Origin of the sequence: Parvibacter caecicola (genome assembly GCF_003725335.1) — a bacterium.
GTDB classification, from domain to species: Bacteria; Actinomycetota; Coriobacteriia; order Coriobacteriales; family Eggerthellaceae; genus Parvibacter; species Parvibacter caecicola.
This window is the reverse complement of the sequence record NZ_QIBY01000007.1, coordinates 52,571-70,517: the sequence shown is the minus strand read 5'-3', so window position 1 is coordinate 70,517 and position 17,947 is coordinate 52,571. Positions and strand designations below refer to the sequence as shown.

The window sequence follows — 17,947 nt, the reverse complement described above, 5'->3', positions numbered from 1 at the left end:
GTATGCCGCGCCAGGAGGTATGATGGATACGCAAATGAAGCGAGGCTTTCTGGACGCCTGCGTGCTGGCCGCCATGGCGCAAGGGGAGTCTTACGGCTACCAAATCATCAAAGACGTGCCCGCGTCAATCGGCATCAGCGAGTCCACTCTGTACCCGCTGCTGAAGCGGCTTGAGAGCAGAAAGCTAATCAAGGTGCGCAAGGCCGAGCACAACGGGCGGCTGCGGAAATACTATTCGCTCACCGAGGCCGGACGCGCTTTTTTGGCGGAGTTCGCCAACGACAAAAAGGAAATCGACGAGGTGTTTGATTTCGTGGAAAGGGCAACCCGGGGCGCGTGAAGCCCGTGGGGTATTGGGAAAGCGCAGGATTCGGAGCAAGTATGAATTCACGGGAATACAAAGAGCAGCTGTCGGCGCTGGTGGAGTGCCTGCCGGAGGCAGAACGCGAAGAGGCGGTTGGATTTTATCTGGAAGCCATTGCCGACCGGATGGACGAGGGCGCAACGGAGGAAGAGGCGGTGGCTTTGGCCCCCACGCCCGCTGAAGCGGCCAAGGCGATTCTTTCCGAAAAGATTTCCGAGCTGAAGGCCCGGGAAGGGGAGGGCGGCGGAACGTCGCATGCCTTCAACGAGGTCGTCTTCGAAGAGGTGGCCGAGGCGTACGGCAACCTGACCGGTGAAGACGGCGCGAAGCACAATCCCCGCGGCTTCTTCGGGCGCCTGAAAAGCCGACGGCTCTCGCCGCTCGAATGGGTGGCCGTTGTGGTTTCCAGCCCTCTTTGGCTGTCGGTCTTGGTGGCCGTTGCGGCCGTCGCCCTGGCGCTGCTCATCGTGGCTTTCGCGCTTTTGCTGGTGGTCTGGGTGCTGGTGGGCTGCGTTTGGATTGTGGGCGGCGCCTTCGTGCTGTCTGCGCCAGTGGCCATCGTGTTCGCCATATGGGGGCTGCAAATTGGCAGCGGGCCCTATAGCCTGGTCAACCTCGGCTACGCCCTTTTCCTTTTCGGCGGCGGCATGTGGGTGCTGCGGGACGCGTTGGCCCTCACCCGGGCGCTGTGGAAGTGGCAGAAGGAGAACGTGGAGGTTTCGCTGCATGGCTTCGGGAAAAGACGTGCGCGAAAGAAGAGCGCGGATTGCGCGGCCGACGGGTGCGCAGATGAAGGCGTGCCCGGCACTTTCGGCTCCGCATCGTCCGCAGGCGGGCAGCCGACCGCTGCGGTACCCGATGGCGGGGTTCCGCCGGTGGCTGCAGCGGGCCGCTCGGGTGGCAGCCTCTTCTTCAGGGCGTGCCTCGTGTTGTTGCTGGCCGGGCTCGTGTGCGTGCTCGCCGGTTTCATCTCGTCCGGTTTCGACTGGCGGGTGTTTCTGACGTCGGTGTACACTGAGGGCAAAATGTATTTGGGCGGCGCACAGGTGGAAAGCCCCGAGCGGCTGCTGTTCTCGCCTTACGGCCTGTTCGCGCGGTATTTTTAAAGCAGCACGCCTCACGCGTTTCGCGATCCAATCCAAAGGAAGGCACGTTTCATGACGGTGAACTACACGGCAGACGATTTCGACGGCGATTCCCACGTGGGGCCCGAGGCGGCCATGGCGCGCCTCAAGGAGGGCAACCGCATTTACGTGGAGGCGCTGGACCACAAGCGCGACCTGTCGCCCGAGCGCATCCAAGATTTGTTCGAGAACGGCCAGCAGCCCTTCGCCACGGTAATCACCTGCGCCGACTCCCGCGTGGTGCCGGAGCACATTTTCATGGCCGGCCTGGGGGAGCTATTCGTCATCCGCGTGGCGGGAAACGTGGTGGGCCCCATCGAGGCCGCCAGCGCCATTTACGCCTGCGAGCACCTGCACACCCGGTTGCTGCTGGTGCTGGGGCACACCCACTGCGGCGCCATCAAGGCGGCGCTGGACGGCGAAGCGGGGCCGGTGGCCGCGGTGACCAACCTCATCGCCGAAGTGGTGGCCGGCGCCGCCGACCCCTACGAAGCCAGCCTCCTCAACGTGCAGGCGGCTTTGGATGAGCTGCGGGCCCAGCCGGCGCTGCGCCAGCTGGAAGAAGCGGGCGCCCTGCAACTGGCGGGAGCCATCTACCACACCCACTGCGGCGTGGTAGATTTCCTGTAATCCTCGCCCGGCCACGCCCCGGCCCTTATGCCACCTGGTGGCGACGGAAGATGAGGGCCGCCGCAGCGATGCTGGCCGCCGCCGCCACAAACCAGGTGAGGGCGATGGCCGTGGCGGGCTCAAGCACCAGTGGCCCCGCGGAGTAGGAGAGGAAGTTCTTAGCTAACACTCCCACGCTCAGCCCGTTGATGGGGAACAGGGAGAACAGCTTCAGCAGCAGCCCCTTCGCACTGGTGCCCACGAAGCCGGTGATCAGCAGCAGGCAGGCATCGATGGCGAACACCGCCACTTGCGAGCGCAGCCGGGAAGAGAGCAGCAGCGTGAGCCCGGTGAACCCCAGCGTCATAACGTAGCTCACGCCCATGCCCAGCCAAACCGCCTGAGAAACGGTGATGTTGTAAGGGGAGGTGCTCACCAGCACCTGGATGGGCAAATGGGCCCCGTCGGTGCCGTAGCAGGCCAAGATGATCCCCGCTATAGTGGCCGCATACAGCAGGTAATAGGCGGTGGCGAACAGCAGTGAGGCCGCCACCTTCGCCGCAATCAACCGCGTACGCCCGTAGCGGGTGGCCAGCAGAACGGCATCGGTGCGGGCGGCGTACTCCCCGCAGAAAACGGGGGTGAGGCCAATGCAGATGGCAAGCATGCCGAACACCAGGAAGCTCAGGCAGTTCAGCAAATCTTGCCAGCCGCCGGCGTAACCGTACTCGAAGGGGGTGGGCAGGGCCTCCACCTTTTGCTTCCAGAAATCGTATTCGGCGTTGGTCAGCGGCGCGGCAGAGGAGGGGTCGAGGCCGGCGTCCAGCTGCCGGAGGGTTTTGGCCTGCAGCGCCTCGTAAAAGGTGGAGGGGTCGGTGCCGTCCAGCTGCATGCGGGCGGCCGTTTGGAATGCTCCGGACCCGTTTTGGGCCCAGGGAGACAGCAGGTACCCGTAGTAGGGGCTTTGCAGCCGGGCGCATTCGGCGGCAGGCAGCAGCTCCTCCATCAGGTCGTAGGCGGCGGCGCTGGACAGGTCTACCACCTCTTGCGGCGAAACGGTGGCGAAGGCCTCCTGCTGGTAGCCCGTTATTTCCTCGCTAATGAGCTGCGGCGTGAGCAGCCCGGCGTGGGGCTTAACGATGCTTTTCTCGTAGTTGATGGCGGTCAGGCCGCTGTAGCGTTGGCCGGTTTCGTTGTCGTAAGCCACCGCTTGCAGTATGTTGGCCGCCATCAGCACGCACAGCAGGGCGTAAAGGGCGACGGCGGAAACCCAGGTGGACTTGCGGGTGATAATCTTCTTCAGCTCGAAGCATATGAGGCTTCTCATGGAACATCCTTTCTGCAGCGGGGCGGGTTACAGCTCGTCGCGAAACACGTGGAGGTACACGTCTTCCAGGGTGGGGCGCAGGGGGGTGGCCGAAGGCGTGGGGCAACGGTCGGCGATGACGCGCAGGGCGTTGCGGCCGTCGGGGGTGTAATGGGCGTTGGCCACGATGAACCGCGACTCCAGCGCCGCTGCTTCGCGGGCGTCGGCGACGCATTCCCACACTTTTCCCTCCAAGGCGGAGACGATGGTTTCAGGGTGGCCCCGCATGATGAACGAGCCGGCCCGCATCACAATCACCTCGTCGGCGATGGATTCCACATCGGACACGATGTGGGTGGACAGGACGACGATTTTGTCCTGGGCGAAGCTGGCGATAAGGTTGCGGAACCGCACCCGCTCTTTAGGGTCGAGGCCGGCGGTAGGCTCGTCCAGCACCAAGATTCCCGGCTGATTGAGCATGGCCTGGGCGATGCCCAGCCGCTGCTTCATGCCTCCGGAAAAGGTTTTGATGCGCCGCTTTGCCATGTCGCGCAGCCCCACGGCGTCCAGCAGCTCCAGGCTGCGGCGGCGGGAGACGGAGGCGGGAATGCCTTTGAGCGCCGCCATGTACCCCATGAAGTCAAGAGCGGTGAATTCGGGGTAATAGCCGAAGTCTTGCGGCAGGTATCCCAGGTGAGAACGGTATTCGGCCCCCAGTGCCCGCACGCTGCGGCCGTTGAGGGCAATCTGGCCGGAGGTAGGGCGCAGCACGTCGCACAGCATGCGCATGAGGGTGGTTTTGCCGGCGCCATTTGCGCCCAGCAGGCCGTACACGCCGGGGGTGAGGGTGGCTGACACCCGGTCTACGGCTATTTTTTCGCCAAATTGTTTGGACAGGCGGTCGAGGGTCAGTTCCATGGTGGTGGATCTCCTTCGTGTTAGAGGGGCTTACCAGACGGGGGAGGCAGTGGCTTTCAGGGCGTCGAGGCCGCGGGCAGCGCAGTCCAGCAGCAGGTAGGCCTCGCGCGCCAGCCACAGGGCGGCGGCCAGTGCGGCGCATCCCCAAACCGCAATCGAGGTGCCTTCGTAAGCGACGGGGGCAACGGCGGCAAACCCGTAGGCGCAGGCCAGCACGATGGCGGTCCAGCAGAGGGCCCAGGGCAGGGTGTTGGCAGGCCGGGCGCGGCGGGCGATGAGCAGGCATCCGGCGGCGCCGGCGAAGAAGGGCGGGCATAGGTGCAGCAGCACTTCCAAAAGGGACAGGGCCCCCAGAAGAGGGATGCACAGGGCCGCGCACCCCAGCACAAGGGCATCGGAGCAGCCAATGACGATGAGCCGTGCGGCCGTGGCCCCGGCGCAGTCGAAATAGCAAGCGCACTCCAGCTCGGCGGTGTTGAAAGACTTGCTGGCCAAGAGGGAGGGCAGCCCCGCCAGTGCGGCGGCGCCACCGATGAGGCTGGTGCCCATGGCAACCGCTTGAGCCGATTGCGCCCCGGTGGCCAGCAGCAGTGCCAGGGCCATGAGGGCCGCCTGCACAATCCAGGTCCAGCGGGGCACGAAGCGCACCTGGGAGGCCACAAAGGCGACGAACCCCATGGGGCGGGGCGTTGCTGCGGCCCCTTGCCGCTCTTGGGCCATGAGGGCCGCCAATTGCCGCAGCCGCTGCTCGTCGCCGATGGCGCTGCCGCGGGGGCGGCCATCGGTCCTTTGGGCGGCGTAGTGTGCACGCAGCCGCGCTTCTAGCTGCTCGGCCGCGCGGGGACGCGGAAAGCTGGTCATCGAGGGCTCCTTTCTTCGGTGGCGCTGCTGTCTGCCGGCAGCAGCTGTTGCCTCAATTGCTCAAGCGCCCGTTTGAGCCTTCGGTGGGCGGAAAAGCGGCTCACTTCCAGCACCTGTGCCATCTCAGCTGCGGAAAGCCCCTGGTCGTAGCGGAGTTCCAGCACTTCCCGCGATTGGGCGTCCAGGGCGGCGAGGGCCTGGGAAAGCTCCCAATCGCCGATGGGGTTGCGGGGGTCGGCGATGGCGGCCACCTCTTCGCCGGACGGATCGACGGGCAAGGGCGCTCGGCCCGCGCTGCGGCCGGCGTCGATGCACAGGTTGCGGGCTATGGCCAGCAGGTACGCCTTCGCGGTGCCGCGGTCGCGGTAAGTGCTTTGGCGGGCGAAGCGCAAGAACACCTCCTGAGCCAAGTCTTCCGCGCTGCCCCGCGGGCCATGGCGACGGCAATAGGCCAGCACATCGCCGTAGCATTGTTCCACCACGGCAGCGTCGTCGCTGCTTTCTGACTGCCAACTTCCTGCCACGGGTTTCCGTTCTTCTCGTTCTTGCAAGGCGCCTTCAAAGGGGGTAAACGAAGGCGCGCGGGTTTTGTGCGGCATATTTTCGTAATTATTCCCTAGCGGCAGTGCTGTTGTTCCCTTCGCCGTGCTGCGGCGGCGCAGTGGTATAGTGGGCCCACTGAGGGGCGGCCCGCTGTGGTGCGCAACAGGGTGTTGCTTGATGGGGGCTTGGCGCAGGGCCATAATCGACGGTACCAACCGCAATCAATCCGCCGCAGATGCGCGTACCGCGCCGGCGAAGAAAGGAGCCATCCATGGCCATGAGCGACGTGATCACTTCCATCCGCACCGAAAAGGGGCTCACCCAGCAGCAGGTTGCCCGCGATTTGTATGTGACGCGCCAGGCGGTGAGCCGCTGGGAGACGGGGGAGACTTCGCCCGGCATCGATATGGTGAAGCTGATTTGCGTCACCTACGGGGTGCCGCTGGAGCGCTTCTTCGAGATGCCCAAGGATTATTATTGCCAGTGCTGCTCGATGCCCATTTCGCAGCCGGAGCTGCACGGCACCGAGGCGGACGGCACTGTGAGCGAGCACTATTGCAAGTGGTGCTACCAGGATGGTGAGTTCACGGCAAAGAACGTGGATATGGATGAGTTCATCGAGGCCACGGCCCAGCTGGAGGCGGACGCTTTGGGGGTAACGCGGGAAGAGGCGGTTTCCCTCATGGGCACCCTGCTGCCCCACCTGCAACGCTGGGAGGATGCGCACGCGCAGCAGTAGCCCCGGAGGGCGGTAGGACTTGCTGCTGAGGGTTTCCGAATATTTGGCATCGCCCGGGCGAGGATACTCGTCCGGGCGATTTTCGTATTGCGAAAAACTGATCTCTGTTATAGACACAGTAGAACAATTTTATTATACTGACGCTATTACAGAATGGGCTATGGGCGAAGCGAAGTTGAGGAGGCCGTTATGTTGATGAGCGTGGATGATACGCTGCCCGTTCCCCTGTACCGGCAGATTCGCGATCAGGTGGTGAGCGGTATTGCCCAAGGGCAGTTGGAGCCGGGTATGAGCTTGCCTTCGGTGCGCGCTTTGGCGGCCGATTTGGGCATCAACCTGCATACCGTGAACAAGGCCTATGCGGTGCTGCGGGACGAGGGCTACATATATATGAAAGGCCGTGCGGGGGCGGTGGTGGCAAGCCCACTGGATGCCGACCGTGCCGATATTGCTCAGGTCGAGCAGTCCAAGATGGAAGACGCCCTATTCAAGATGGCGCTTGCCCACCGGGCCCGCGGCGGCACGCGGGGCGAGTTTCTGGAAGCGGCGGCGGCCCAGGCGGCTCGCGCTTATGGCATGATGCCCGAGGAGGCCTCCGCTGCCGAAAAGCGCAAAGAGGCTGTTGCTGAGAAGCGTAGAGCCCCTGCTCGCGCTGCGGCAAAGGCGCCGACCGGTGCCGAAGGGGCGCTGGCTTAAACCCTTTCTCACTGTTCCCTTATGAGAGGAGGCATGGATAGCTATGCCATTTTTCGGAAGCGACCAAGGGGTGGCCGTCATCCAGGCCCTGACGTGGATGCTGTGGGCGCTGGTGCCGGTGGTGGGCATCATGATGGCGCTTACCCCGTACCTGATGCCCAAGCGGGAGTGCTTTGCCGTAACCGTGCCCGACACCGCCCAGCAAGACCCCTACCTCAAGGGCTTGAAAAGGCGGTTTCTTGTTTGGGTGCTGGCGGCAACGGCCCTACTTTCGGTTGCGCTGGCGGCTGTGCTGGCGTGGGGCGCGGCGCCGGTGTTCATTGTGCTTCTCACCGTGGGGCTGCTGGCCATCAGCTTGGGCGGCTATCTGCCGATGCTGCGTTTCCGCCAGCAGGTGCAGGCCTACAAAAAAGCCCAGGGCTGGCAGGCGGAGGCAGTGCGCCGCGTGGGCTTCGCCGGCCCCGAGGACTTCCCCAAACCGTTGTCGCTGAAATGGGCGCTGGCGTACATCCCCTTCATCCTCTTCGTTCTGGCGCTGGGCATAGTTGGCTACCCCACGATGCCTGAGAAGATCCCCATGAACATCGGGATGGACGGGCAAATTGTCCACTACGCCGAAAAATCCTTCGTCCTGGTGCTGTTTCCGGTGCTGTTCTGCCTGTTCATGGCCGTGATATTCACGTTCAACCAGTGGATGATCCTGCGCTCCAAAAAGGCCACCGACCCCTCGATGCCGGCCGCGAGCGCTTGGGCCTACGGCATGTTCGCCCGCGCCCAATCCATCTTGCTGGTGGCGATGGGGCTGGTGCTGGTGGGGGCGGTGGGCATCCTGCTGCAGCTGGCCATGGTGGGAGTGCTGTCCATCTTCGATGCAGCGCTGGCGGTGTTGCCGATCGTCTTCGTGATAATTGTGGCATCAACGGCGGTGAATTTAGTGTACGGCCAGAACGGCGCTCGGCTGCTGACCCGGGTAGATGGTGGCGACGGGCTTCTGCGCGACGACGACTCCCATTGGAAGCTGGGTATTTTTTATTTCAACCGCGAAGACGCCAGCCTGTTTTTGCCGGAGCGGTTCGGCATTGGCTGGACGGTGAACTTCGCCCGTCCCGCCGTGTGGACCATACTGGCCGCCCTGGTGCTGCTGATAGTGGCATTCATCGTGTTTTGCCTGGTGGCAACCTAAGTATGCCCTGTCGCTGCCTTTCTCCTGCCGCCCCGGCGCCCTGTGCCGGGGCGGTTTCTTTATGCCGTCTTAACGTGGCGCCGCCAACCTTAACGGCGCATTAAACCCACTTGCCATAGCCTTGCTTCCATCGGTTCAAAGGCCCTGCGGGGCCCCGGAGAAAGGAAGGGCCATGGCTGTGGCAACGGCAATCGTGGGCGCGCTGGGCGTGATTGCGATGGGCTACCTGGCGGTGCTGCTCTTGAAAGACGGTGATCGGCGATGAGCCCGTTGGTGATTTCGCTGTTCGAGGCGGCGGTGCTGGTGGCGCTGCTGGTGGCGGTGGCGCTGCCGTTTTCCGCCTACGTGGTGGCGGCGATGGAGGGCGCCCCCTGTGTGGCGCGCCGCGTGCTGGGGCCGCTGGAGCGGGGTTGCGGCCGGCTTTTGCGCATCAAGCCGCAGGAGTCCATGGGCTGGAAGCGCTACCTGGTGGGAGCGGTGGCTCTCACGTTGGTGGGGGCGGCAGGGCTGTTCGCCATCCTGCTGGCCCAAGGGGTGCTTCCGGCGAACCCGGAAGGGTTTTCCGGCTTGGCCCCCGATACGGCGTTCAACCTGGCGGTGAGCTTCGCCACCAACACCGACTGGCAGCCGGTGGCGGGGGAGACGCATCTCAGCTATTTCTCGCAGGCGGTGGGGCTGGCGGTGCAGAATTTCTTGTCGCCGGCCATCGGCATTGCGGTGGCGTTTGCCCTGATGCGCGGCATAGCGCAGGGGCAGGGGGCCGGCCTGGGCAACTTCTTTATGGACGTGGTGCGGGCGGTGCTGTACGTGCTGCTGCCCTTGGCCCTAGTGGGGGCTGTGATTGGCGTGGCCCAGGGCACTCCCCAAACCCTTGAGCCCTATGAAACGGTGCAGCTGCTAGAGCCGGTGGGGCTGGACGAACAGGGCAACATCGTGGACGCTGACAGCCCCGATGCGGTGCAGCAGGTAACGGAAGCGGTGGTGCCGCTGGGGCCGCAGGCATCGCAGGTGGCCATCAAACAGCTGGGCACCAACGGCGGCGGCTTCAACGGCGCCAACTCGGCATCGGCGCTGGAAAATCCCACCCCGCTCACGAATCTGCTGCAGTGTGCGGCCATCATGCTGCTGCCGCTCACGCTCATCTTCTGCTTCGGCCGCATGGTGGGCGACCGGCGCCAAAGCCGGGCCCTTATGGCGGCGGTGCTGGCGCTTCTGGCGGTGGCCATCGTGGCTGTTACCGCAGCCGAGTACTCCGCCACCCAGCAGCTGCTGGCAAACGGTGCCGTGTACACCGGCGGCTTCGAGCAGTCGGCCGGCAATATGGAAGGGAAGGAAACCCGCATCGGCGCAGGGGAAACGGCCCTGTGGGCGGCGTTCACCACGGCGGCCGCCAATGGCTCTTCCAACGGATCGCTGGCCGGGTTCACTCCGCTGGGGCAAGTGGTGCCGCTGGTGCTGATGGGCCTTGGCGAAGTGGTGGGCGGCGGCGCCGGCACGGGGCTGGCCAGTCTGCTGGGCTTTGTGGTGCTGACGGTGTTCATTGCCAGCCTGATGATCGGCCGCGCTCCCGAGTACCTGGGGAAGAAAATCGGCCCGGCCGAGATGCGCCTGGCGGTGGTGATGGTGATGGCCCCGGCGCTGGTGATGTTGGCGGGCGCCGCAGTGCTGGTGCTGGTGCCGGCGGCCCAGGGGGCGGCCGGGGGAACGGGGGCGCTCGGCTTTTCGAACCTGCTGTACGCTGCGGTTTCGGCCGGCGCCAACAACGGTTCGGCCCTGAGCGGCTTCGTGGCCGACGCCCCGTGGGCCAACGGCGTGCTGGGAGTGGAGATGCTGCTGGGACGGCTAATCCCGCTGGCCTGCGCAGTGATGCTGGCGGGCCGCATGGCGGCGCTGCGGCCGGTGGCAGCGGGAGTAGGGGCCCTTTCCGCGTCCGGCGTGCTGTTCACGATGCTTTTGATGGTGATTATTTTGCTGGTGGGCGCGTTGACGCTGGTGCCGGCGCTGGCCTTGGGGCCGGTGGCCGTGGCGGTTGCCTAAAGGAGGCGCACAATGGATTCCCTGTTCAAACGCGCAATTCGCGATTCCTTCGCCAAACTAGCGCCGCGGGCGCAGGCGGCCAACCCGGTGATGTTCATGGTGTATGTGTCGGCGGCGCTCACCACCGTGCTGCTGGTGCTGTCGTGGTTCGGCATCTCCGACGCCCCCAGCGGCTACATCGCCGCTATCTGCGGAGTGCTGTGGGCCACGGTGCTGTTCGGCAATTTTGCCGAAGCGCTGGCGGAGGGCCGGGGCAAGGCCCAGGCGGACGCCCTGCGCAGCGCCAAGCGCGATGTGGAGGCGCAGGTGGTGGACGAGGCGACGCTGGCCCAAGCGGCCGAGGCCGAGCCGGAAGAGGCTGCGGCGCTTTTGGCCGGCGCGGCGCGGGCTGTCAGCTCTTCGCAACTGAAGCGCGGCCAGCTGTACCTGGTGAGCGCTGGCGGCCAAGTGCCGGCCGACGGTGAGATACTGCTGGGGGCCGCATCGGTTGACGAAAGTGCCATCACTGGCGAATCTGCCCCGGTGGTGCGCGAATCCGGCGGCGACCGCTCGGCCCTTACCGGCGGCACCACGGTGCTATCCGATTGGCTGGTGGCCCGGGTGACCGCCGAGGCGGGCCACAGCTTCCTTGACCAGATGATCGCCATGGTGGAAAGCGCCGCCCGCAAGAAAACCCCCAACGAGCGGGCGCTGGAGCTGCTGCTCATCGCGCTGACGCTGGTGTTTCTGGCGGTGGCCTGGACTCTGTACGGCTTCGGCGCCTTCTCGGCCCAAAGCCAGGGGGCCCAAAACCCGCTGGGGCTCACTTCCCTGGTGGCGCTGTTCGTGTGCCTGGCCCCCACCACCATCGGTGCCCTGCTCTCTGCCATTGGCATCGCCGGCATGAGCCGCCTGAACCAGGCCAACGTGCTGGCGAAGAGCGGACGGGCCGTGGAGGCGGCAGGCGATGTGGACGTGTTGCTGCTGGACAAAACCGGCACCATCACCCTGGGTAACCGCCAGGCAGCTGCCTTCATTCCGGTGGACGGTGCTGACGAGCGCGCGCTGGCCGATGCCGCCCAGCTGGCCAGCCTGGCGGACGAGACCCCCGAGGGACGCAGCGTGGTGGTGCTGGCGAAGGAGCGCTTCGGCATTCGCGAGCGTACCCTCACCGGCGCCGGCTTCACCGTGGTGCCCTTCAGCGCCGCCACCCGCATGAGCGGCGTGGATTTCGACGGTCACGAGCTGCGCAAGGGGGCGGCCGACGCGGTGCGCGCCTATGTGGAGGCCCGCGGCGGCACTTTCAGCAACCAGTGCGCCCAGGTGGCCAACCAAGTGGCCAGCGAAGGCGGCACTCCTTTGGTGGTGGCCCGCGACGGACGGGTGCTGGGAGTTATCCAGCTGAAGGACATCATCAAATCGGGCATTCGCGAGAACTTCGCCGACCTGCACGCCATGGGCATCAAAACCGTGATGGTGACCGGCGACAACCCCCTTACCGCCGCCGCCATCGCCGCCGAGGCGGGGCTGGACGACTTCATTGCCGAGGCCACGCCGGAGGCGAAACTGGAGGCCATCCGCCGCTATCAGGCAGAGGGGCACTTGGTGGCCATGACCGGCGACGGCACCAACGACGCGCCGGCGCTGGCCCAGGCGGACGTGGCGGTGGCCATGAACAGCGGTACCCAGGCGGCCAAGGAGGCCGGCAACATGGTGGATTTGGACTCGTCGCCCACCAAGCTGATTGAAATCGTGCGCATTGGCAAGCAGATGCTGATGACCCGCGGCAGCCTCACCACCTTCTCCATCGCCAACGACCTGGCCAAGTACTTCGCCGTCATCCCGGCGCTGTTGGTGCCGCTGTACCCGGGGCTGGAGGCGCTGAACATCATGCACTTGGCGTCGCCCGCCAGCGCCATGTTGGCGGCCATCATCTACAACGCCTTGATCATTGTGGCGCTGATACCGCTGGCGTTGCGCGGAGTGAAGTACCGCGAAGGCAGCCCCAACGCTCTGCTGGGGCGCAACCTGGCCCTGTACGGGCTGGGGGGCGTGGCAGTGCCGTTCGTGGCCATCAAAGCGCTGGATATGGCGCTGGTGGCGATAGGCGTGGCTTAGGCGCGGCGGATTGTGAAGATTGTTTCGGGGCGCGAACTTAGGGCGCGCCCTGTGCGGAAAGGAACAGCGATGAATGCTCGAATGATCGGTGAGGGGCTTGCCCGGGCGGTGGTGGTGTTTGTGCTGGCCACGGTGGTGTTGGGGGTGGCCTACCCCTTTGCGGTGGGGGCGGTGGGTCAGCTGGCCTTCCCCTGGCAGGCAAACGGATCGGTCATAGAAGTGGATGGCGTGAAGTACGGAAGCCAGCTGGTGGGGCAGCCCTTCAGCGACATGAAGCACCTGTGGGGGCGCCCCACGGTGGCCAACGCCACAGCGTTTCAAGGCGAGGACGGCCAGCCGCTTTTGTGGTACGCGCCCGAGAACCTCAGCCCTGCTAGCGATGAGTTTGCCCAGCGGGTGCAGCAGCGGGTGGAAGCCATCCGCGCTGCCCACCCCGACCAGGCCAACGAGCCGGTGCCCAGCGAACTGGTGACCGTGTCTGGCTCTGGCTTCGACCCCCACATCTCGCCGGCGGCGGCCGACTACCAGGTGGGACGCATCGCCCAGGCTACGGGTCGCAGCGAAGAAGAGGTGCGGGCCATCATTCGCCAGTGCACCGAGGAGCCGCTTTTAGGGGCCATCGGCCAGGCGCGGGTGAACGTTCTTGAGGTGAATCTGATGCTGGACGGCGTGCTGGACGCGGTGCCCAACCGTTGATGAGCCGGCACCGAGGCACAACCCGGTAATGCTAGGATTGAGGCCAAATGGAGGAAGCCAGGCGAAGGGGAGGACTGGTGAGCATAACGCGCGACAACAGCGACGAGCGGCCCGATCCGGACGCCCTTCTGCGCCGGGTTCAAGAGGAAGAAGAAGGCGCCCAGGCCGATGCGCGCCCCATGGGGCGGCTGAAGGTGTTCTTTGGCTATGCGGCCGGTGTGGGAAAAACCTACGCCATGCTGGAAGAGGCCCACAGGGCCCAGGAGGCGGGCGTTGACGTAGTAGTGGGCTACGTGGAGCCCCATACCCGCGTGGATACCCTGGCTTTGCTGAAGGGACTGGAGGTGCTGCCCCCCAAACGGGTGTGCCATCGCGGTATCGGTCTTAAGGAGTTCGACCTGGATGCGGCGCTGCAGCGCCATCCGCAGGTGGTGCTGGTGGATGAGCTGGCCCACAGCAACGCGCCGGGGTGCCGTCACCGCAAGCGTTATCAGGATGTGGAAGAGCTGCTGCGGGCCGGCATCGACGTGTACACCACGGTGAACGTGCAGCACCTGGAAGGCGTGAACGACAAGGTGGCCGCCGTCACTTCGGTGGCGGTGAGCGAGAGGGTGCCCGACCGGCTGTTCGACGCCGCTGATTCGGTGGAGCTGGTGGATTTGGAGCCGGCCGAGCTGATTGAGCGGCTGCGGGCCGGCAAGGTGTACGCTCCCGAGCGGGCCGCGTGGGCGCTGGAGCACTTCTTCTCCCGTTCCAATTTGGGGGCGCTCCGCGAAATTGCCCTGCGCCGCGCCGCCGACCGGCTGGGGCGCGACCGCCGTCAGGCCAGCGAGCCCCGCTCCGCCGGCGCCGATGACGTGCTGGTGCTGATTGCCGGCGAAGGGCCGCAGGCGCGGGTGGTGCGCGCCGCGGCATCTCTTGCCGAAGCGTCTGGCGGTACCCTGGTGGCCCTGGCGGTGGAGCCTTCCGAAGACAATGGCCAAACCGATGCGGAAAATGCCCAGATGCGGGAAGCGCTGGCGCTGGCCGAGCAGCTGGGGGCCCGCGTTGTTACCCTGACCGGGGACGACCCGGTGCAGCCGGCGGCGCTCTACGCGGCTTCGGCTGGCATTCGCCATATCGTGGCGCCGGCCACGCGGCAGCGGGCCGGGTGGCTGCCCCGCAAAGACCTCGTGTACCGTCTGCGCCGCGCCGCCCCCGAGGCCACAGTTACCGCGGTGCCGGCGTTGGATGCCCCGACGGCTTTGGCCAGCACGGGGGTGGTGACCGGCTTTCGCCCCACGGCCGCCGATGCTGCTCGCGCCGCCGCGGCGGTGGTGCTGGCAACGGCCGTGAGCCAGATTGCCTGGATGGTGAGCCCTGCCACGTCGGTGATTCTGATGGTGTATCTGCTGGTGGCGCTGCTGCTGGCCACCCGGGCCGACGGCTTTTTGTATGCGGTGCTGGTGGCCCTGGGCAGCGTGGTGGCCTACAGCTTCTTTTTCACCGCGCCGCGGTTCACCTTCCATGCTTATGGAATGTCGGCGCCGATCATTTTCACGTTTCTGCTGATAGGAACGTTGGCGTCGTCGTCTTTGGCCATTCGTTTGAAGCGGCAGGCGGCCCAAGCCACCCGCCGTTCCTACCGCACTGAGGTGCTGCTGGAGAGCACCCGCATGCTGCAAAGCGCCACCAGTTTGCAGGGGTGCCTGGAAGCGGCGGCGGTGCAGGTGGTGAAGATTTTGGATTACCCGGTGGTGATGTACGAAGCGGATGCCACAAGCCCCGGCGGCCTGCGCCCGCCGCGGGTGTACGACGGCCCGAAGGGGGAGGGGCGCGTTGTGGACACAGCGGCCCTCACCACGCCGGCCGAGGCGGCGGTGGCCGCATGGGTGGCCGCCAACGGCGAGGCGGCCGGCGCCGGCACCGACACGCTGCGGGAGGCCCGTTGCCGCTACGTGCCCATCCGCGGCAAGGATGCCGTGTGGGGCGTGGCGGGGCTGGTGCTGGAAGGCAATGACGACCTGGGCCCCTTCGAGCACAACCTGCTGGCGGCCTTGCTGGACGAATGCGGCCAGGCAGCCGAGTCGGTAGCACTGGCCCGCCGCCACCGCGACCTCACCATGAAGGCGGAAAAAGAAGCGCTGCGCACCAATTTGCTGCGCTCCATCTCCCACGACCTGCGCACCCCGCTTACCAGTATTTCCGGCGATGCCGACATGCTGCTGGCCGATGAAGGGGCTTTGAGCCCCCAGCAGCGGCGCCGCCTGGAGACCGACATAGCCGAAGATGCGGCGTGGCTGATTGGCCTGGTGGAGAACCTGCTGTCGGTAACGCGGCTGGACGACGGCGATGTGCAGGTGCAGCTGCAGCCAGAGCTGGTGGCCGATGTGGTGGCCGAAGCGCTGCGTCACGCAAGTCGCCGCATTGCCGATCACCAGCTGGAAGTGCTGATGGATGATGAGCTGCTGATGGCCCAGATGGATGGCCGCCTTATCGTGCAAGTGCTGGTGAATCTGGTGAACAACGCCATCGCCTACACGCCGGCCGGTTCCACCATTACGGTGTCGGCGCAGGCGGAAGGCGCGCGGGTGCGCTTTTGCGTGGCCGACAACGGCCCGGGCATTGCCGATGGCGAAAAGACGCGGGTGTTCGACCTGTTCTACCACGGCGCCTCGGCGGTGATGGGGGCGCGGCTATCTGATAAGGCCCCCCTTCCCGGTGTGACACGCCCGGCCGGGGAGGGGGGCGATGCCCGCCGCGGCATGGGACTGGGGCTGGCGCTGTGCCGGTCTATCCTGCGGGCCCATGGCGGCGACATGCATTTGACAGACGCCCAGCCCCACGGCTGCGTGTTCACGTTCTATCTGTCGGTGGTCAGCGTGACCGACGGGGCCATGCCCTGTCATGGCCCGCTCGATGCAGAGAAGGAAGAAGGAGAGGCGCGCGATGGCGCAGATAAGTGACGGTGTGATTTTGGTGGTGGAGGATGACGCCGCAGTGCGCAATTTGGTTGCCACGGCGTTGGACGTGCACGGCTATCGCCACCGGGAGGTGGCCAGCGCCACCGCCGCGTTGCTAGAGCTCACCAGCGCCGCCGACGTGAATCTGGTCATCCTTGACCTGGGGCTGCCCGACCGCGATGGCGTCGAGGTGATAGGGGCGCTGCGGGGCTGGTCGCGCATTCCGGTGATCGTGCTTTCCGCCCGCCAGGAAGATGCCGATAAGGTGACCGCTCTAGATGCCGGCGCCGACGACTACCTCACCAAACCCTTCTCGGTGGAAGAGCTGTTAGCGCGGGTGCGGGTGGCGTTGCGGCGGCAGGCCGGCGAGGCTCCGGCCGCCAGCGCCCAGCCGGCCCAGTACCGCAACGGCCCGCTGGCCATCGACTTCGAGGCCGGCGTGGCCACTCTGGATGGCGAAGAGTTGCACCTCACCCCCATCGAGTACAAGCTGCTGGTGCTTTTGGCCCGCAACACCGGCAAGGTGCTCACTCGCAACTACATCCTGAAAGAGGTGTGGGGCAACGCAGTGGCATCGGATTTGCCCAGCCTGCGGGTGTTCATGGCCACGCTGCGCAAAAAAATAGAGCCCTCCCCGGAGGGCCCTCATTTCATTCAAACCCATGTGGGCATTGGCTACCGCATGCTGCGGGTGGAAGACGGTCGCCCTTAAACCTGGAACAGCAGCGAACCATAGGTAAGGCCGGCGCCGAAGCCCACCAGGATCACCTTGTCGCCTGGCTGTGCCTTCCCGTTGTCCAGCGCGTCTGCCAGCGCCATCAGCACGCTGGAGGCGCTGGTGTTGCCCACCTCCTCGATGGAAACCTGGAAGCGGTCCATATCCACCCCCATCTTTTTGGCAGCGAAGCGGATGATGCGTTCGTTGGCCTGATGGGGCACGATGCAGGCCACATCGTCCAATGAAACGCCGGCCCGCTGGCACACCTCGTCCACCGCTTCGGCCATGGCGGTGGCGGCGAACTTGAACACCTTTTGCCCTTGCATGGAGATGAAGGGGTTGAAGGCGTCGCCGCTGTTTTCGGGCGCCTCAAGCCCGGCGATCACCACCACCGGGGCCGGTGCGCCCCCTTGCCCGAAGGGGAAGGTGGAGCTGTCGTACACGGTGTCGCAGGCCAAATACAGCTGGCTGTCATCGATGTTGCGCAGGTAACTGGCCAGGATGCCCGGCTGCTGCGGCCGCCAGGAAAGCACGGCGGCGCCGGCCCCGTCGCCGAACAGCACGCAGGTGGCGCGGTCGGTCCAGTCCACGATGCGGCTCAGGCAATCCACCCCAATCACCAGGGCATTTCTGATGGGGTTGCGGCTGCTGCCGCTGCCGGCCATGCTGGCCTCCATCATGGCCGATGCCACATCGGTGCCAAAAATGCACCCGGAGCAGGCGGCGTTCAGGTCGAAGGCAACAGCGTTTTCCAGCCCCATTTCCGCCTTCACCAGGCAGGCCTGGGAGGGGATGATGGCATCGGGGGTGATGGTCATGCAGATGAGCAGGTCCACGTCGGCTGGCTGAAGCCCGGCTTTCTCCAGCGCCGCAGCGCCGGCTTGGGAGGCCAGGCTGGTGGTGGTTTCGGTGGTGGCCACGTGGCGGCGGCGGATGCCGGTGCGCTCCACAATCCATTCGTCGTTGGTTTCCACCAGCTTCGCCAGGTCGTCGTTGGTTACCGTGAGCTGGGGAAGGGCCTTGCCCCAGCCGGTTATGGTGCATCCCATGGACAGCTTCCTTTTCCCGTGCGCAAAGCTGCCGCTTGCCGGGCAATGGGTGCGCATCGATGGTA

16 protein-coding genes are annotated in these 17,947 nt (G+C 65.6%); 11 read left to right on the top strand and 5 right to left on the bottom strand.

Going from position 1 to position 17,947, the window contains the following annotated elements; translation table 11 throughout:
- Window positions 1-19 precede the first annotated feature (19 nt).
- From DMP11_RS05730 to DMP11_RS05720, 3 genes are read left to right on the top strand one after another with little or no spacing between them, the layout of a single operon-like run.
- Window positions 20-340 (top strand): PadR family transcriptional regulator, encoded by a 321-nt coding sequence (locus DMP11_RS05730; protein ID WP_306811814.1) that lies wholly within the window; start codon window positions 20-22, stop codon window positions 338-340.
- Window positions 341-381: 41 nt separating this feature from the next.
- A complete protein-coding gene (locus DMP11_RS05725; RefSeq protein WP_123185542.1) occupies window positions 382-1,470 on the top strand; it encodes a DUF1700 domain-containing protein in 1,089 nt (362 codons plus the stop codon).
- A 51-nt stretch (window positions 1,471-1,521) separates the two neighbouring features.
- Window positions 1,522-2,118 (top strand): carbonic anhydrase, encoded by a 597-nt coding sequence (locus DMP11_RS05720; protein ID WP_123185541.1) that lies wholly within the window; start codon window positions 1,522-1,524, stop codon window positions 2,116-2,118.
- 25 nt (window positions 2,119-2,143) lie between these two features.
- Here the strand turns inward: DMP11_RS05720 and DMP11_RS05715 are convergent, their stop codons facing one another.
- From DMP11_RS05715 to DMP11_RS05700, 4 genes are read right to left on the bottom strand one after another with little or no spacing between them, the layout of a single operon-like run.
- Window positions 2,144-3,424, bottom strand: a complete 1,281-nt coding sequence (locus DMP11_RS05715) for an ABC transporter permease subunit (RefSeq protein ID WP_123185540.1) — start codon at window positions 3,422-3,424, stop codon at window positions 2,144-2,146.
- Window positions 3,425-3,451: 27 nt separating this feature from the next.
- Window positions 3,452-4,321 carry an ABC transporter ATP-binding protein gene (locus tag DMP11_RS05710; RefSeq protein WP_123185539.1) on the bottom strand — a complete coding sequence of 290 codons (870 nt, stop codon included), beginning with the start codon at window positions 4,319-4,321 and terminating at the stop codon, window positions 3,452-3,454.
- 30 nt (window positions 4,322-4,351) lie between these two features.
- Entirely contained in the window at window positions 4,352-5,182 is an 831-nt protein-coding gene (locus tag DMP11_RS05705) for a hypothetical protein (protein WP_123185538.1), read from the bottom strand.
- Entirely contained in the window at window positions 5,179-5,706 is a 528-nt protein-coding gene (locus DMP11_RS05700; RefSeq protein WP_235869407.1) for an RNA polymerase sigma factor, read from the bottom strand. The genes DMP11_RS05705 and DMP11_RS05700 overlap by 4 nt, the downstream gene beginning before the upstream one ends.
- 290 nt (window positions 5,707-5,996) lie before the next feature.
- On the opposite strand from DMP11_RS05700, the gene DMP11_RS05695 reads away from it, so the two are divergent.
- The 8 genes from DMP11_RS05695 (at window position 5,997) to DMP11_RS05660 (ending at window position 16,827) form a co-directional block, all read left to right on the top strand.
- Complete coding sequence (locus tag DMP11_RS05695) at window positions 5,997-6,464, top strand: zinc ribbon domain-containing protein (RefSeq protein WP_123185536.1); 468 nt, start codon at window positions 5,997-5,999, stop codon at window positions 6,462-6,464.
- Between the two features lie 189 nt (window positions 6,465-6,653).
- Entirely contained in the window at window positions 6,654-7,160 is a 507-nt protein-coding gene (locus DMP11_RS05690) for a GntR family transcriptional regulator (protein ID WP_123185535.1), read from the top strand.
- Between the two features lie 43 nt (window positions 7,161-7,203).
- Window positions 7,204-8,343, top strand: a complete 1,140-nt coding sequence (locus DMP11_RS05685; RefSeq protein WP_214647017.1) for a DUF1648 domain-containing protein — start codon at window positions 7,204-7,206, stop codon at window positions 8,341-8,343.
- Between the two features lie 261 nt (window positions 8,344-8,604).
- Complete coding sequence (gene kdpA, locus DMP11_RS05680; RefSeq protein ID WP_214647018.1) at window positions 8,605-10,380, top strand: potassium-transporting ATPase subunit KdpA; 1,776 nt, start codon at window positions 8,605-8,607, stop codon at window positions 10,378-10,380.
- 12 nt (window positions 10,381-10,392) lie between these two features.
- A complete protein-coding gene (gene kdpB, locus DMP11_RS05675; protein WP_123185534.1) occupies window positions 10,393-12,477 on the top strand; it encodes a potassium-transporting ATPase subunit KdpB in 2,085 nt (694 codons plus the stop codon).
- Between the two features lie 69 nt (window positions 12,478-12,546).
- A complete protein-coding gene (gene kdpC, locus DMP11_RS05670) occupies window positions 12,547-13,173 on the top strand; it encodes a potassium-transporting ATPase subunit KdpC (protein WP_123185533.1) in 627 nt (208 codons plus the stop codon).
- 77 nt (window positions 13,174-13,250) lie between these two features.
- Entirely contained in the window at window positions 13,251-16,118 is a 2,868-nt protein-coding gene (locus DMP11_RS05665; protein WP_214647019.1) for an ATP-binding protein, read from the top strand.
- Complete coding sequence (locus DMP11_RS05660; protein ID WP_194950484.1) at window positions 16,102-16,827, top strand: response regulator; 726 nt, start codon at window positions 16,102-16,104, stop codon at window positions 16,825-16,827. The genes DMP11_RS05665 and DMP11_RS05660 overlap by 17 nt, the downstream gene beginning before the upstream one ends.
- Here the strand turns inward: DMP11_RS05660 and DMP11_RS05655 are convergent.
- Window positions 16,824-17,882, bottom strand: coding sequence for a 3-oxoacyl-ACP synthase III family protein (locus DMP11_RS05655; RefSeq protein ID WP_123185531.1), 1,059 nt, complete (start codon window positions 17,880-17,882; stop codon window positions 16,824-16,826). The genes DMP11_RS05660 and DMP11_RS05655 overlap by 4 nt on opposite strands.
- Window positions 17,883-17,947: the final 65 nt, after the last annotated feature.